We start from the raw sequence: 16,821 nt of genomic DNA, 5'->3' as shown, positions 1-16,821 counted from the left end.
GGAAGAGTAGGTCGCCGCCTTTTTTGAAAGACTCAATCTAACGATTGGGTCTTTTTTTGTTTTTATAATTGACTAACAATATTTTTTGGGGATAGAAGTAGCTGCTATTTGTTCTTTTTACCAAACAAACTATCCATGATTGTTTGGATGCCTTTGAATAAAGTTATAATTGCTCCTAAGCATAATAAGATTCCTAATATTATTAATGGAATGTATAGTGGTTTTTCTTTATTAGAGAATGCAATATGTAGGGCAGTAGGGCCACTAAACATTAAAAACAGACATATAATCATAATGCGAATGCCTTTACTTAATATGTCTTTATCTGTGCGTTTAGTTTCTTCCATTTTTTATATGTTTTATGACTTCTCTAACATTACCGTATTTGTCTAATAACTCTTTTGCCTTAGATTCTGATATATTAAGTTCTTTTACTAGCATCTGAATACCTCGATTTACTAATTTATGATTACTTAATTGCATATCTACCATTTTGTTTCCTTTGATTTTACCTAACTGAATCATAGTTGCGGTAGTAATCATATTAAGAACAAGCTTTTGTGCTGTACCAGCTTTCATTCTTGAACTACCTGTTACAAACTCCGGCCCAACAATGACTTCTATTGGATATTTTGCTTCCATGGAAATGGGACTTTGATGATTGCAAACGATACATCCGGTGATTATATTCTGTTCGTTACATTTCTTGAGCCCATGAAGCACATAAGGTGTTGTGCCAGAAGCGGCAATACCTATAACTATATCTTTATCAGTTATATTATATGCTTTTAAATCTGTCCAACACTGTTCTGTAGAATCTTCAGCAAATTCAACAGCTTTTCTTATTGCGGTATCTCCACCAGCAATTAAACCAATAACTAAATCATGAGAAACTCCAAAAGTTGGAGGGCATTCTGATGCATCTAAGATGCCTAAACGACCACTAGTACCAGCACCTATATAAAATAAGCGACCATCATTTCTGAGCTTTTCAACAACTTGCTTTATAAGAGTTTCAACCTGAGGAAGTGCCTTTTCTACAGCTAAAGCAACTGTTTTATCTTCATTATTAATATTGGCAACAATCTCATTGACAGACATGTTTTCGAGATTGTCGTAATTGGAATCTTTTTCTGTGGTTTTTTCGAAATTCATTGTATAAAAATAATGAATTTGTTTGCGTTAGCGGTGGAAACGGCATCCTTTTGCTATGCAAAAGATATAGTGTATAACGCGATCATAACACTACCTGTTGTTATGGGAACGTCCAAATAATAATTTAGTTATTGAATTGTATAAACAACTTCATCTACTTCGGATAATCTAAAATATCCGAAAGGAAAATTATCTTGATTAGTCTGATTAATACAATTACCTCTTACGGTTGCTGGTTGAGTTTCAAAAGGGCCACCGCTGTCCTCACTACCTTGCTGTAACAGTGTAAACATGAAATTATAGAAACGTTCAGTAACACCATAATTTCTTATCGTAACATTCATACCAGGCTCTAAGTCTTCTTCAGTATAGAATCCGAAAATTTGATTCCCATCAGTAAACCTATCTTCATAAACTTGTAAATCAGGAACTAGTCCTATAGGAGCTATAAACTCAAAAAAGTAATAGTTTTCTATATTTGCAGGGTCTGTATAAAAGGCTTTGAGTTCTATATCTTCTCCAAGAAAACCACCATCATCTCTTTGTTCTACAAAATCTATTGGTACGACAGACTTAAGTGTTTCTGTTGCCGTATAAAGTTCATTATTATAAAAAACGGAAAGTATATATGTAGCATCTATAACTGGGATAAAATTTGAATTTCTGTAAACTCCAGTAAGTCCGTCTTCTATAAAGTTAAATGTATTTCCGTTAGTATCTGAAATGGATACTATAGCGCCATTTGCAGGTTGTACTTCTTCATCAAAAAAAGGAGCTGTCAATGATAACCGGATACTTTGCTCATTTCCTGATGTGTTTTTGAACCAGTTTATTCCGGCATCGATGACCAATCTTTGCGGTACTTCATTTAAATCTACTTCTATGACATCTTCGCAGGAAAAGCTAGTAAGTAGTATTAATAATATTGCTATAATCTTTTTCATCTTAAAATTGGAAATTATAGGTTACTGCTGGGACTATACCAAAAATTGCAAATCTTGTGGCTTCATTTCTGCCTGAAGTTTCGTTTTCTCTAAAAGTAATACTAGTGGCATTACGTCTGTTGTAAATATTATAAAGACTAAATACCCATTGTCCTTTAAATTTCTTTTCAGAATCTGGTTTTGGATTATAATTTGCTGAAAGGTCGAGCCTGTGATAGCTTGTTAAGCGACTAGAATTTCTAGCCTCAAAGACTGGTACCGTTAGTCCATTAAATTGGTATTGTCCATTTGGGAATGTCGCTGGTATTCCGGTTTGGAATAAGAAATTACTATTTATACTCCACTTTTTATTAAGCTCATAAGATCCAGTAAGAGTTATATCATGTGTCTTGTCCCATGGCGTATTATACCATTGACCATTATTGATACCAGTTTCTAAAGGTGTTCTTCCAGGAGTGCGTTGTTCAGATTTTGATAATGTATATGCTAACCATCCTTTTAATCGACCCTCATTTTTTCGCAATAGAATTTCTAATCCATATGCTCTAGCTTCTCCATTTAAGATGACTTGTTCTATGGCATCATTGGCAATTAAATCTGCACCATCAATATAATCTATGCGATTTTTAATGGTTTTATAAAAGGTCTCTACTTCAAGCGAGAACGAATCATTTTTAAAGTTTTTAAAGTAACCTAATGCGACTTGATCTAAAAGCTGTGGTTTTATAAACTTACCACTAGGTGCCCAAACATCTAGAGGTGTTGGAGAACTTGTATTTGAAAGTAAATGTAAATATTGAGATAAACGATTATAGCTAGCCTTTATGGAAGAAGATTCATTGAGTTGATACGCTACAGAAGCTCTGGGCTCTATGTTAGCAAAAGATTCTAATACATCACTTCTACTGAATGTTTCTGTTTCTGTAGGTTCTGCTTTTTCGTAAATCTGCAGTTGTTGATTAAAATTTACGGGGTTATTGTTTTGATAGATATTTAACTCGTCTTGTCCTAACCGGTGAAACGTGCTTAGGCGTGCGCCATAAGACACAGAAAGTTTATCGGATAACTTATGCTCAGCATCAATATATAAAGCATTTTCAAAGGCATATTTATCTATAAGTTTGTCTGGATTTATTCCTGAATTTTCATCTATAGGTTGTATCTCACCTGGGTTAAACTTATAATAAATACTATTGAGACCATATTCTAGTTTGAATTTATCGCTGATATAATGTTTTAGGTCGTATTTAACATTGAAATTTGTAATCCCTGATTCCCAATCAAAACCAACAAAATCTAACTTTAAACCATAAAAATAGTCTGAATAAATTGCTGATAAGTTTGAAAAGAGTTTATCAGAAAATAAATGATTCCATCTAAAATTTAGAACCGTATTTCCATAAGTGTTTTCAAATGCATCACTAAGACTAAAAACATCACGCCCAAAATACCCGGAAAGATATATGCTATTCTTTTCATTTAATCTATAACTGAGTTTTGTATTTAAGTCATAGAAGTATGCTATATTATCGATATCAAAAAGGGGTAAAAATAAATGCGCATAACTACTTCGTCCTCCAAAGAGGAAAGAGCCTTTTCCTTTCTTTATTGGACCTTCAGCTAGCAGACGACTAGATACTAAACCAATACCTCCATTAAGATGAAACTCTTGGTTATTACCTTCTTTTTGATAGATGTCTAAAACAGAAGATACGCGTCCACCATATTTGGCTGGAATTCCGCCTTTATAGAGTTTGATATCTTTTATAGCATCTGGATTAAATACCGAAAAGAAACCAAACAAATGCGACGAATTAAATATGGTAGCCTCGTCTAAAAGAATTAAGTTTTGGTCAGCTGAGCCTCCGCGTACATTAAAACCTGATGAACCTTCACCAGCATTTGTAACTCCTGGAAGTAATGTTATAGACTTTATCACATCTACTTCACCTAACACTACAGGCATCTGCTTAATGGTCTTTATTGAAAGACTATTAACACTCATTTGAGGCTTTCGGATATTTAGCTTTTCGACATCTTCAGTAATAACAACCTCATCTAAACTCTCTGCAGATTCTTCAAGTTTAAGATTTAATGTTTTGTCTGCATTGAGCTCTAAAGTCTGTGTTAAGGTTTTAAAGCCTAAGTAGCTAATCTGCAATTTATAAGTACCTTCATCTAAAGTGATAGAGTAGAAGCCATACTCATTAGTTACGGTTCCGTTTTTTAATTCTGGAATTATAACGTTAACACCTATAAGAGTTTCTGTGGTTTTACTATCTGTAATAATTCCGCTTAAAGTATACTTGTTTTGTGCAGAAATTATAGATGTCGATAAAAGAGTGCATATAAGACTTCCTAGTAGGAACTTTCTCATCAATTTGTTTTTATGTAAAAATAAAAAAGCCCCATTTCACATGAGGCTTTTTTAACTTAAGTTTAATTGAGTATTGTGTTAAGTGTTTTGCTTGGTCGCATCGCACTGCTAGTTGATACTTCATTAGGATAATAATACCCGTTTATCTCAACAGAGTTACCTTGAATGGTATTTAATTCCTCAACAATTAGAGACTCATTTTGTTGTAAATCGTTATAGATTTGAGAAAACTCTTGCTTTAAGTCTTTATTTTTATCTTGGCTAGCTAATGCTTCAGCCCAATATAATGCTAAATAAAAATGACTTCCTCTATTATCTAATTCATTAACCTTTCGAGAAGGCCCTTTTTTGTTTTGTAATAACTTTTCAGTAGCATCATCTAAAGCTTCACCTACAACTCTTGCCTTTTCATTATTGGTGACATCTGCATAATGGTCTAAGGATACTGCTAGAGCTAAGAATTCTCCAAGAGAATCCCAACGTAAATGATTTTCTGTTACAAATTGTTGTACGTGTTTTGGTGCAGAACCACCAGCTCCAGTTTCAAACAATCCACCACCATTCATTAATGGAACAATAGATAACATTTTTGCACTTGTTCCAAGTTCTAAAATTGGAAATAAATCTGTTAAATAATCTCTGAGCACATTTCCAGTAACAGAAATCGTGTCATTTCCATCTTTTACGCGCTCAAGTGTAAATTTAGTTGCTTTTATTGGCGATAAAATCCTAATGTCTAAACCTTCAGTATTATGATTTGGAAGGTATTTATTTACCTTTTTAATTAATTCTGCATCATGAGCTCTGTTTTCATCTAACCAGAAAACGGCTGGTGTTTGTGATGCTCTTGCTCTAGTAACAGCTAGCTTTACCCAGTCTTGTATTGGTGCATCTTTTGCTTGACACATTCTCCAGATATCTCCAACTTCAACATCATGAGATATTAAAACTGTACCTGTAGCATCAATAACATCTACTTTTCCATTAGAGGAAATTTCGAAAGTCTTATCATGCGATCCATATTCTTCGGCTTTTTGAGCCATAAGGCCAACATTAGGCACAGTTCCCATTGTTGTTGGGTCGAATGCACCATGCTTTTTACAGAAATCTATAGTAGCAGTGTAAATACCTGCATAACTGCTATCCGGAATTACTGCTTTAGTGTCTTGTTGATTGCCTTCAGCATTCCACATTTGTCCAGAAGTACGAATCATTGCAGGCATCGAAGCATCAATAATAACATCACTTGGTACATGGAGGTTAGTAATTCCTTTATCAGAATTTACCATTGCTAAATCTGGCCCATCCTCTAAAGCAGACTTTATATCTGCTTCAATCTCTTGGCGTTTAGCATCTGAAACGTCTTCTAATTTTTCGATAAGATTTCCAAATCCATTATTGACATCAACGCCTATCTCTTCAAAAATATCAGCATACTTTTCAAATAAAGGTTTGAAATATGCTCTTACGGCATGACCAAAAATAATAGGGTCAGAGACCTTCATCATTGTCGCTTTCATATGTAATGAAAACAATACATTATTCTCTTTTGCGTCTTTTACTTGTGCTTCTAAAAATGAAATCAATACCTTCTGACTCATCTTAGTAGCGTCAATGATTTCACCATCTAATAGTGCTAAATTATCTTTAAGAATAGTTTGAAACCCTTTAGCATCTGTATGTACAATCTTAGCTGTTGTAGCACCATTAATAGTTACAGATTTTTCGTTGTGCGCAAAATCTCCATGGGTCATAGTCGCTACATGCGTCTTAGAATCTGATGACCATGCGCCCATTCTGTGTGGGTTTTTTTTAGCGTAATTCTTTACGGCCTTTGGTGCACGTCTATCCGAGTTACCTTCTCTAAGCACAGGATTAACGGCTGAACCTTTAATCTTATTATATCGCGCTTTAATTGCTCTTTCTTCATCATTTTCAGGTTCGTCTGGATAGTCAGGTAAAGCATAACCTTTGGCTTGTAGCTCTTCAATAGCATTTGTCAGTTGTGGAACAGAAGCACTAATATTTGGTAACTTTATAACATTAGCTTCAGGTTGTTTTACTAATTCACCAAGCTCAGCTAGAGCGTCAGACACGCGCTGATTTTCAGTTAAAAAATCTGGAAATGCAGAAAGTATTCTTGCTGCAAGTGATATATCTTTGGTTTCTATATTTACGTTAGATGATTTGGTAAAGGCTTTTACAATTGGTAAAAATGAACGTGTTGCCAAAGCTGGCGCTTCATCTGTTAACGTATAAAAAATAGTAGAAGATTTTGTCATGTCTGTGTATGCTATTTAGAGTATTATGGGCTATTTTTTAGCCGAGCAAATATACAAAATCTTAGGCGTTGTGTAAAGCTAGAATTTATAGTATTTCAGAAATTAAGATTTTATTATAATTCCAGAAGAATGTAGTAATCCCGAAAGATTTTCTTTATGAAAGATGGCTTTTTTGATATTGTTTTTTGAAGGTGTAATATTGAAATTATATGCTGAAGAAAAGTCGGCTTGCTCTAAATTAGTATTATCAAAAATAGTATTTTGTAAATCAGAATCTTTAAAAACAACTTTTTTGGCTTCAGTATTAGTGAAATCTGTACTGATTAATTTGCTTGAATTAAAATGAGTATGGTCAATTTTTGTATTAGTAAATGATGCAAAATCTAATATACAGTCTGTAAAATTAAAAGTTCTCAAAAAATCATTAGAATTATTAAACTGAACACCAACTAATTTACACTGCTTAAATTCTACATCTTTAAACTGTGTATGCATCACGTTAACATTACTAAAATTGCAGTCTATAAATTCGCATTCAATAAAAATGCAGTTTGAAATATCAGAGTTTTCGAAGTTGCAGCTCACAAAAATACAGGTATCGTATTCTCCTTTAGGTAGGATAGAAGAGGTGTAGTTTTTTTGTTGAAATGTTTTGCCGTGTATAAAAGGAAGATTCATTAGGCTAATATAAAAACAAAAAGCCATATCATTCAGTAAACTGATGTTGACATGGCTTTTTTAGAAACATACTCTACATGACCTATTTAGTTTTCACTAACTCAGCTGATGGGCAAAACCCTCATCTTTTTCGGTTCAAGTATTTCCGATTCCATCGAAATGCTTCCTAACTTTCAAAATGTATTGACCTGTTAATTCACATCTCAAGAGATTTTTTAGTCCGCTTTATCATTAACCTTTACTTTCGCAATAGCAATGTTTGGGCGTCCTGTTTCTACTTTTTGTCACTACAAGTAGCACTTACTTTTCAAAACCTAATTCATTAATCTAAAAAAATAACCTAAATTATTTTTTAGTTTAAGTTAGTTGCTTCACTAGTCTGCATACACAGATTGTTTCACAACCGAAAAAATCTCATTAAACAAAGAACGTAGCTTTGTAACAATTTAACATAAATTCGAAAATAAATTCAAAACCAAACTAGGTTTGTTGTTAATTGTTTAGCTAAAGTATATTTTTAGTTAAGAATTCCAAATTTTTTAGCACAGTAGATATTCACATTTTATAAACTAGGGTTATTAACAAAAGTTAATAACTAAAAAAGCCCTGATGAATCAGGGCTTTTAAATATTTTTGGTAAGCAATTAAAGTCTTATTTTCTAACTTCTTTAATTCTTGCTTTCTTACCAGTAAGACCTCTAAAGTAGAAGATACGAGCTCTACGTACTTTACCTTGCTTATTAACTTCGATTTTTTGTAGTGCAGGTAAGTTCACTGGGAAAATACGTTCTACACCAATAGTTCCTGACATTTTACGAATCGTAAATGTTTCAGAAGTTCCGCTTCCTTTACGTTGTAATACGACACCTCTAAAGAACTGTGTACGTGTTTTGTTACCTTCTTTAATTTCGTAGTATACTGTGATTGTATCACCAGCACTAAAATCTGGTAAATCTTTTCTTGTTACAAACTCGTCTTGTACAAATTTTACTAAAGACTCCATGTTATTTTCTTTATAATAGTTAATTCAAACCAACATTCACGATTCTCGCCAGAGGTTAATCTAAAATTGGGTGCAAAGATAATTAAAAAGTATAAAGTAAGAAGTGAAAAGTGATAAATTTTAAGTTGTAGTAGGCATTAGGCATTAGGCAATAGGCAATAGGCAGTTTATTTGATAATGTATTCGTGTAAAGGCTTTTTTGCTACACTGTTATAAGTCTAATTAAACATTTTTCAATCGTCAATCGTCATTAAGAAGGTCTGGTCGTCTTTCCTTTGTACGCTTATACGCTTGTTCTTCGCGCCATTTTTCTATTTCTCCAAAATTACCACTGAATAATACTTCTGGGACTTTCATACCATCGTATTCTCTTGGACGTGTATATATTGGTGGTGCTAACAAATTATCTTGAAAGCTATCTGTTAAAGCTGATGTTTCATTGCCTAAAACACCTGGGATTAATCTAATAACTGCATCACAAAGCACAGCTGCACCAAGTTCTCCACCAGAAAGTACATAATCACCAATTGAGATTTCGCGTGTTATAAACTTATCTCTTACGCGTTGGTCTACACCTTTATAATGACCACAAAGAATTATAATATTTTCTTTTAGTGATACTTGGTTGGCAATACTTTGATTAAGACGTTCACCATCTGGTGTCATGTATATAATATCGTCGTAATTGCGATGGGCTTGTAAATCTGAGATGCATTTGTCTATAGGCTCAATCATCATCACCATTCCTGCACCACCACCAAATTGGTAGTCATCAATAGATTTGTAGTTGTCTGTCGTATAATCTCTAAGATTATGAAAATGAACTTCTACCAAACCAGCATCTATAGCACGTTTTAATATTGAAGCTTCAAACGGACTTTTTAAGAGTTCTGGTAAAACAGTGATAATATCTATACGCATTTTGCAAAGATGCGATTAATAAAGGAAATTGGGAAATTTCCTTTTATTGTATTAAAAAAGCACAAGCATATAATACTTGTGCTTAATCTAATGCTTATAACAAAAAATAAGTTATAAATCTTATCTATAATCAGATGAGAATCCCTCAAGGCCTTGCGCAAAAGGTTGTATGGGTTCATCTACTTCATTTATTGCTAATTGATTAGCTAGGTTAGACAATACTTTAGCCGAAATGTTTGTAATCACATCTAATGCTTGTGAATTGTTATAGCCTGCATTTCTGAAGTTTTCAAGAACGGCATCACTTACTCGCCCGTTACTGTTATAAACAGCTTTCGTAAATTCGTGTAACGCATTGAATTTTTCGTTGCTCAATGCTGTTCTACTACGAAGGGCATTTAAATCTGCATCAGCAGAACCAAAAAGTACTTTACCTGCAAGTGTATGTCCAGCAGTACAATATTTACACTCATTCTCAATGGCAATGGTTAACTGTACGATATTGTTTTCTTCAGGTGTTAGATTCCCTAACTTTTCAAGATGCCACTGCATATGCGTGTACGATAATAAGGCTGCATCCGAATTGCTTAATAATTTTCCAAGATTTGGTACAAACTGAAAGATTTCATTATACCAATCGTATACGGCCTGTACTTCTTTTGATGGGTTTTCTTGTATTTCTAAATTAAACCCTCTTACGGTTTCTTTTTTCTCTAAGGTCTCCATTTTCATTTTTTTTAGTTGTGATTTATAATATTGGTACGATATGAAAAACATCTATGTAAGGTGCACCAGCACTACGTTTTGCTACATTGTCTTTAAATACTTTTGTTTTTTCAAAGCGCTCTTGAGAATCTACACCGCCTTTCCACTCGGCAAATGCAATTACTGATGGATGGTAGTTTTGGTCATTTGCACCTTGATATGGATTTAGATTTACTATAGGTGTATATCCAAATTCTGGTTTTGAAGCTGTAGGTAAAACTGCTTGAAAGTACTCTTGTAATAAGTTTGCTTTTTCTGGATTGATGAAAATGCCTGCAAAGTCATAAGTTTTGTTTGAAGCTACATTTACTGTTATATCTTTTTCAACTTGGAAATAGCCTTGACTTAAAAAAGAAAGCGCGTTGTCCCTAATATTTCGAAGTTTTAAGTATTCAGGATTGCTTTCAAAAGCACGCTTTTGTTCTAAGCTTTCCCATTCAAAGAAAACTACCATCTGGCTAGGCTTGTTTCCCATAACGGTTTTAGTTACTGCAAAGCTTGCAATTGGTCTAGCGCCATAAGGCATTGCTACTGGCATCACCTTTGGAAAATAGTGTTCCATGAATGCTTTTTGACCATCAGGTTTTACTGTAAGTAATGCAACTTCAATTAGCTTACCAGCTTTAAAAGTAATGTCAGCATTTTTTACTTCAGTTTTTATTGGCTCGGTCGTATTCTCTGCCAATACTTTTGCTTTTACATTGTTGTTTTCGCAAGAGGCAAATGCTGTAAGCGAAACCAACAATAGTGTCATTGTTAAAAATTTAATACGTGTCATCTTTCTGTATTATTTATGTTAATATTAATTACAGCACAAAGATGCATACGTAACGTATTTTAACTTTTTTTGTGTAGTCAATGGGAAAGAATAATGAAGAAGTAAGTTGATTTTTGAAGTCAACGGGAAGCGTTTAAGCAATAACCAATGAAGATACATCAAAACTTCTGCTCACAGGAATCTCAATGTCGTGCTGATTTTGAGTGATGTATCTTGTTTTTGCATTACCAAATAGTTGAAATGGTTGATGCATATTTAAGATATAAGATTTGTGAATACGAGAGAAATGTTCAGGTAATTGTGGTGTTACCGTTTTTAAGGTAGCACGGACTAATTTCTGTTCTAATCTAAAGTTTTGGAAAAAATAGAGCCTCGTATAATTGTCTTCTGCTTTAAGAAAGAGTAATGTGTTTAGATTAATACGAAATGTTTCCTTAATATCTGTACGAAGCGTAATGTAGTTGTTATTTTCAACACCTTGAGGTAACTTAATCTCAGAAACTAGTTGTTGGTAGCGTTTCCATTTATAAAGTGGTGCTAGTTGTGGATCTGTAAGTATAAATAAAATACCACTTCTTGCTTTCCAGCCGCGTTCAATATGATTCATTGTTTTTTCCCAATCGTTACGGCCAGAATATACCTGAGCATAATAGTTGTGATGTACCCTGTTAGGTTCTTTTTTAGAGAGGTCTCTGAAATGCTTCAAATACGATTCCGCTTCTTTGACCATTCCAAATTTTCCATAGAAATAACCCATTCTTGGTGTAAATTCTATGCTACTCGGAAGTGCTTTTTTTAGTTTGTTATAATAGGAAATCGCTTTACGCTCGTTATCTTGTAATGCGGATATGTACATTAAGTTTTCTAAAGATGAATTATCATTTGGAATCATCTTTAAGATAGATAAGAATGTTTTCTCAGAATCTTCATATCGTTTTGCACTCAATTGTACATCACCTATCATATTTAGTATGCTTGTCGATATTGGGTCGAATTCCAAAGCTGAATATAAGGCATCTAAAGACGCATCATATTCCTTTAAACCATACCAAAAAAATGATAATTGTTGATAGGCTTCACTAGCATCTACATAATTCTCTAATCCTTTTTCTATACTATTGTAAATATTGGTCCAATCTAACTCATAAAAAAAGTCAATAAGGTTTTTATCTATAATTGCTTCTCCAGAGTTTGGGTTAATTTCTAAGGCTTTTTCAACCCATTCTCTTGCTTGAGGATATACATTCTTTGGTAGCTCATATCCACGACCAGCCTGATACACCAGGCATTTTGATAGTTTTAGATAAGCAGGCGCAAAATCGGGTTCAGCATGAATCACTTTTTCATAATACTCAACTGCCAATTTTACATTCCCTTGTGTCCACCTATTAAAATGATAATTACCTAAAACGTAAAGCTGATGAATCTCAGGATTTTTAATCTTTGCATTTACTTTAATTGAAATATCATCGTTAGAGATATTAAGCATTTTCTTAAGATGCGTTAGAGATAGCTCGCCTAATTTGAATAAATCATTTTTATCAACTTCAAATGATACTTGTCTCTCTTTATCTTTTTTAAGGTCATTATATTTAAGTGTAACGATAATTAAACTGTTTTTTTCTGATAGACCTCCAGTAATTAAATAATTGGTATTAAGCTGTTTTCCTATTGTTTTTAAATCAGAACTAACTTCAGTGCTTGTGTTAGTTGAGTCTTTAGAAATAACCACAAAAGAAGCTTCAGCACTTATATTGGATATAAGTACTTCTTGTATGATAGGTACTAAAAATTTAATATTAGTACTCTTTGTCTGAAGTTTTAGTATAGCAAGTCTTCTTGTCATTTAAGCAAATGTAATTAGAATAACAGTTAAAGCTTAATTTTTGTAGTGAATGGGAAGATAAATTCTAAAATTCCATTTAGTTTTGAAGAACTATATTATGATTCCGCACGATTTTATATTAGACTTATTATATCCATTACCTATTAGAACAAAGAAAATGTTTGGAAATGTAGCTATGTATTGCGGAGATAAAATTGTTTTGGCTACTCGTCAAAAAGAAGAGAATCCGGTTGATAATGGTATTTGGATAGGAACTAAAATTGAACACCACAATGCCTTAAAGAAACTTATTCCTGAGTTACGCCATTTAGAAACATATAAAATTAAAAAGTGGCTTTTGTTGCATGAAGATGAACCTAATTTTGAAACGCGTGCTCAACAGATAGCTGAACTTATTAAAGAAAACAGTGATTTAATTGGTAACATCCCTAAACCACGAAAAAAGAAAACTATATGATACCAGAACATATTAAAAATAGAAAAGGAGCACGGAGTTTAAAAGACCTCAATCCAGAAGTAATTGAATACCTAAATAAAGGCTTAATTGAAACACGCAACTTAATGGAATGGTTGGCAACAGACCAGTTAGTGCTTTTAAAATTAGTTTTAAAAGATTTGGGCAAAGAAAAATGGTATTCGGATTTTGAAGTTGCTGTAAATGCTCAAAAGAAACCTACAGCTAATAGCAATACCAAAGTTATAGGTCAAACTTTAGGTTTACTAACTTCAGATAAGTCAATATATGATAAATTAAAATCACATACGTCAGATTTAGTACGCTGTTGGTCTTGTTGGGCGGAGAGCACACACTTTGATTCGATTAATAATTTGATTCACGCAATGAAACCCTATGCAGCTGATTCACATTTTGGTGTAAGAGAGGTGGTTATTTTTGCTAGTAAAGAACGAATGATTGAAGACTTAGATGCTTCTATAGATATTCTATCGAAGTGGACAAAAAATAAAGATGAAAATATCAGACGCTTCGCAGTTGAATCCTTGCGTCCTATTGGTGTTTGGACTAAAAAAATACCAGCTTTTCAAGAACATCCAGAAAAAGGACTTTCGCTTCTTGAGCCATTAAATTCTGATGCGTCAAAATATGTTCGAGATTCTGTAGGTAATTGGCTTAATGACGCCAGCAAATCTCAACCCAATTGGGTAAAGTCTATTTGTCTCAAATGGGAAAATGAATCCCCAACTAAAGAAACAGCTTATATTATTAAAAAGGGATTGCGAACAATCAATAAATAGACTTAGGATTTCACTGACCAAAAGAAATGTAAATCAGTATCAGGTTTAAAACTTAATCGTTGATATAAATTTTGAGCTGGGTTGTCATGAGCTGTCTGTATGGCTATACCTTTTTGCTTTTGTGCAGCGCAAAGTGCTTTGGCTTTATTTATTAGTGCTTCTCCAACGCCTTTGCCTCGACAGTCCTTAGCTACAAATAAATCGTTAAGTAAATACATGCGCTCCAATGATACCGATGAAAATAAATGGTAAAGTTGTGTAAAGCCAACAGCCCTTTTTTTATATAGGCCATAAAAATGACAGAGTCATTATTATGCAAACGTTCTAATAAAAACTGTCTTGTTTTTGGTAAGTTACTGTCTTGCTTATAAAAGGCCCGATAACCATCAAACAGGGGGATGAGGTCTTCTAGTTGATCTATGGTTGCCTTGTGTATAGTCATAAAAAAAATCCGTAATGTAAATTACGGATTTTGATTTATTCTATTGGAGATTTAAGATTTATTTTTATTAATCTCATCTTGCAATTGACGTCTTACTTTTTGTTCACGCTCTAAGGCTACACGGCGATGTTCTTCAAACTCTATTTCGACTTCTTCTAACTTACGCTTTGCAGCTTTAGTAGAGGAATTACTGTTTTTAAAACGGAATACAAATAGAAGCGCAAAAGCCAATAATCCAGCAATAATACTCCACATTAAAACATTATAACCTGTTTTACTCATTTGCATGCCAAATAAAGACATACTGTCTTTTTCGGCATTTGTATTTGTAAGTTCTGTTTGTGTATTGCTAAGCTGAGATTTTAGAGATTCAATTTCCTTTGCTTGATCATTAACTGTCTTCTCAGAGTTATTTAATTTGGTATAAGTTGTTTTTAATGAATCTAAAACATGTGCCTTTAGAGTTAACAATGAACTATATTTTACAGCTTCATATTTTTGACCGTTTGTACCTTTAAAATTTCCTGATTTCCTGAATATGTATTCAAACTGACTATCAATTGTACCACTATCTAATGATAACTCTTCATTCTTTGTAGTTTCTTGGGCAATTGTAAAAGAGCAGCTTAGCATTAAGGCAAATAAGGCTATTAATTTGGTTGCATTTTTCATTTTTTGGTTACGTTAGGTTAAGACTCGTCCAATATAGGGATTTTAACACTATTTCTTGAGTTTCTATAAACAAATAGCCCTACATATTGTAAGGCTATTGATATACGTTGAAACGTCTACTTTAGATTACATACTTCTAATAATATGTGTAGCGTCTTACTTTTGATACATATTTAGCTAAACGAATTACCTGATGACTATAGCCATATTCATTATCATACCAGATATATAATACTGCATTTTTGCCATCAGCTCTTACTATAGTTGCTTTGCTGTCATAGATTGAAGGTGCTGAGCTTCCAACAATATCACTAGATACAAGCTCATCACTCATTTCGTATTTAATTTGTTCTACCAAATCACCTTCAAGTGCGTACTTTTTCATCATTGTATTCATAGCTTCTACAGATGTTTCTCTGTCTAACTCTAAATTTAAAATCGCTAAAGAGCCATTTGGCACTGGAACTCTAATAGCGTTAGAAGTTAGTTTCCCTTCTAAAGAAGGTAGTGCTTTGCTTACTGCTTTTCCAGCACCAGTCTCTGTAATTACCATGTTAAGTCCAGCAGCACGGCCTCTTCTGTATTTTTTATGAAAATTATCTACTAAATTTTGGTCATTTGTATAGGCATGAATTGTTTCTAAATGACCAGATTTTACACCGTAAGAATCTTCGATAGCTTTTAATATTGGTGTAATTGCATTTGTTGTGCAAGATGCGGCTGAGAAAATTTTAACCTTATCTGGATCGTTCTCTAAATGGTTAACACCATGCACAATATTAGGAATACCTTTTCCTGGAGCAGTTAATAGCACTTTATCTGCACCTTTTGGTATCAAGTGTCTTTCTAAAGCTTCTTTGTCTCTGAAAGCACCTGTGTTATCTATGATTAACGCATCATTTATACCGTACTTAGTATAGTCAATATCCTCTGGTGCTTTGGCCGATATGATGTTTACTGTAGTTCCGTTAATGATTAAAGCTTCATTCTTTAGGTCTACAGTTACAGTTCCAGAAAAATCACCGTGAACAGAATCATTTCTTAATAATGATGCTCTTTTTTCTAAAACAGTAGCATCAATAGCACCACGTGTTACAATGGCTCTTAAGCGCATTTGACTTCCTTTACCAGTCTTAGTCATCAACTCTCTTGCAAGTAAGCGACCTATACGTCCAAAACCATATAGTACAACGTCTTTTGGAGCAATACCATTATTGTCTTCAGCATCTTTTAATTTGTCTGCTACAAAACTTAAAGCGTTACTAAATTTTTCGTCTTCTAAGTGATACTCGTAGGTCAATTTACCAATATCTAATTTTGCAGGTGGCAGATCGAGCTGATTGATTGCTTTTGCAATCTCTACAGAATCAAAAATTGAAATTGGTTTTTGAACAAACTCACCAGCATATTCATGCAGGTTTAAAATATCGCTTACAGTTCTGTCAATTAATGGGTTTCTGAAAATAACCAGTTCAATGGATTTGTCATACCATAAATCGTTTAAGATTTTAATAAACTCTACTGTTGCTCGGCGTCTGTCTGCTTGAAAAGCTAATTCTTTTTCGTAAGTGTCTTTTACGGGCATTGTGTTGTGTGTTTTGTTGTTTTTTTAATTTGAAAGTTTTGAAATTAATCAAATGTGCTTTCGAAATTTTCGGCAAAAGTAATATATTTCAAACGTTTTCGTAGCGCATTTTAACAAAA

General features: G+C 33.4%; 15 protein-coding genes and 1 pseudogene. 2 read left to right on the top strand and 14 right to left on the bottom strand.

The window, feature by feature from the left end:
• Nucleotides 1-104 precede the first annotated feature (104 nt).
• From IEV10_RS13940 to IEV10_RS13890, 11 genes are all read right to left on the bottom strand, one after another.
• Nucleotides 105-347: a DUF6095 family protein gene (locus IEV10_RS13940; protein WP_188375348.1), complete on the bottom strand. Its 243-nt coding sequence runs from the start codon at nt 345-347 to the stop codon at nt 105-107.
• Nucleotides 334-1,155 carry an N-acetylmuramic acid 6-phosphate etherase gene (murQ, locus tag IEV10_RS13935; protein WP_188375347.1) on the bottom strand — a complete coding sequence of 274 codons (822 nt, stop codon included), beginning with the start codon at nt 1,153-1,155 and terminating at the stop codon, nt 334-336. Before murQ ends, IEV10_RS13940 begins: the two co-directional genes overlap by 14 nt.
• Before the next feature lie 128 nt (nt 1,156-1,283).
• Nucleotides 1,284-2,099, bottom strand: a complete 816-nt coding sequence (locus tag IEV10_RS13930; RefSeq protein WP_188375346.1) for a DUF4249 domain-containing protein — start codon at nt 2,097-2,099, stop codon at nt 1,284-1,286.
• Between the two features lies 1 nt (nt 2,100).
• On the bottom strand, nt 2,101-4,476 hold the full coding sequence (locus IEV10_RS13925; protein ID WP_188375345.1) for a TonB-dependent receptor: 2,376 nt from the start codon (nt 4,474-4,476) through the stop codon (nt 2,101-2,103).
• Between the two features lie 62 nt (nt 4,477-4,538).
• Entirely contained in the window at nt 4,539-6,758 is a 2,220-nt protein-coding gene (locus IEV10_RS13920; RefSeq protein WP_188375344.1) for an NADP-dependent isocitrate dehydrogenase, read from the bottom strand.
• A 102-nt stretch (nt 6,759-6,860) separates the two neighbouring features.
• Nucleotides 6,861-7,436: a pentapeptide repeat-containing protein gene (locus IEV10_RS13915; protein WP_188375343.1), complete on the bottom strand. Its 576-nt coding sequence runs from the start codon at nt 7,434-7,436 to the stop codon at nt 6,861-6,863.
• Between the two features lie 652 nt (nt 7,437-8,088).
• A complete protein-coding gene (rplS, locus tag IEV10_RS13910; RefSeq protein WP_188375342.1) occupies nt 8,089-8,439 on the bottom strand; it encodes a 50S ribosomal protein L19 in 351 nt (116 codons plus the stop codon).
• A 240-nt stretch (nt 8,440-8,679) separates the two neighbouring features.
• A complete protein-coding gene (trmD, locus tag IEV10_RS13905) occupies nt 8,680-9,360 on the bottom strand; it encodes a tRNA (guanosine(37)-N1)-methyltransferase TrmD (protein ID WP_188375341.1) in 681 nt (226 codons plus the stop codon).
• Between the two features lie 120 nt (nt 9,361-9,480).
• Entirely contained in the window at nt 9,481-10,086 is a 606-nt protein-coding gene (locus IEV10_RS13900) for a carboxymuconolactone decarboxylase family protein (protein WP_188375340.1), read from the bottom strand.
• Nucleotides 10,087-10,108: 22 nt separating this feature from the next.
• Nucleotides 10,109-10,903: a DUF1330 domain-containing protein gene (locus tag IEV10_RS13895; protein WP_188375339.1), complete on the bottom strand. Its 795-nt coding sequence runs from the start codon at nt 10,901-10,903 to the stop codon at nt 10,109-10,111.
• Nucleotides 10,904-11,036: 133 nt separating this feature from the next.
• Nucleotides 11,037-12,749: a LytTR family DNA-binding domain-containing protein gene (locus IEV10_RS13890; protein WP_188375338.1), complete on the bottom strand. Its 1,713-nt coding sequence runs from the start codon at nt 12,747-12,749 to the stop codon at nt 11,037-11,039.
• An 82-nt stretch (nt 12,750-12,831) separates the two neighbouring features.
• Between IEV10_RS13890 and IEV10_RS13885 the strand changes: the two genes are divergently transcribed.
• Both IEV10_RS13885 and IEV10_RS13880 read left to right on the top strand, forming a co-directional pair.
• Nucleotides 12,832-13,206: a hypothetical protein gene (locus IEV10_RS13885; protein ID WP_188375337.1), complete on the top strand. Its 375-nt coding sequence runs from the start codon at nt 12,832-12,834 to the stop codon at nt 13,204-13,206.
• Nucleotides 13,203-14,003, top strand: a complete 801-nt coding sequence (locus IEV10_RS13880; RefSeq protein ID WP_188375336.1) for a DNA alkylation repair protein — start codon at nt 13,203-13,205, stop codon at nt 14,001-14,003. Before IEV10_RS13885 ends, IEV10_RS13880 begins: the two co-directional genes overlap by 4 nt.
• 2 nt (nt 14,004-14,005) lie before the next feature.
• On the opposite strand, the pseudogene IEV10_RS14370 reads toward IEV10_RS13880, so the two are convergent.
• From IEV10_RS14370 to IEV10_RS13865, 3 genes and pseudogenes are all read right to left on the bottom strand, one after another.
• Nucleotides 14,006-14,242 (bottom strand): annotated as a pseudogene (locus IEV10_RS14370) (GNAT family N-acetyltransferase); the annotation flags it as partial.
• Nucleotides 14,243-14,496: 254 nt separating this feature from the next.
• Nucleotides 14,497-15,117 carry a tRNA (guanine-N1)-methyltransferase gene (locus IEV10_RS13870; RefSeq protein WP_229719723.1) on the bottom strand — a complete coding sequence of 207 codons (621 nt, stop codon included), beginning with the start codon at nt 15,115-15,117 and terminating at the stop codon, nt 14,497-14,499.
• Between the two features lie 136 nt (nt 15,118-15,253).
• Nucleotides 15,254-16,702, bottom strand: a complete 1,449-nt coding sequence (locus IEV10_RS13865; protein ID WP_188375335.1) for a glyceraldehyde-3-phosphate dehydrogenase — start codon at nt 16,700-16,702, stop codon at nt 15,254-15,256.
• Nucleotides 16,703-16,821 lie beyond the last annotated feature (119 nt).

The organism is Winogradskyella haliclonae, assembly GCF_014635865.1.
GTDB classification, from domain to species: domain Bacteria; phylum Bacteroidota; class Bacteroidia; order Flavobacteriales; family Flavobacteriaceae; genus Winogradskyella; species Winogradskyella haliclonae.
This window is presented reverse-complemented; position numbering and strand designations above follow the sequence as displayed.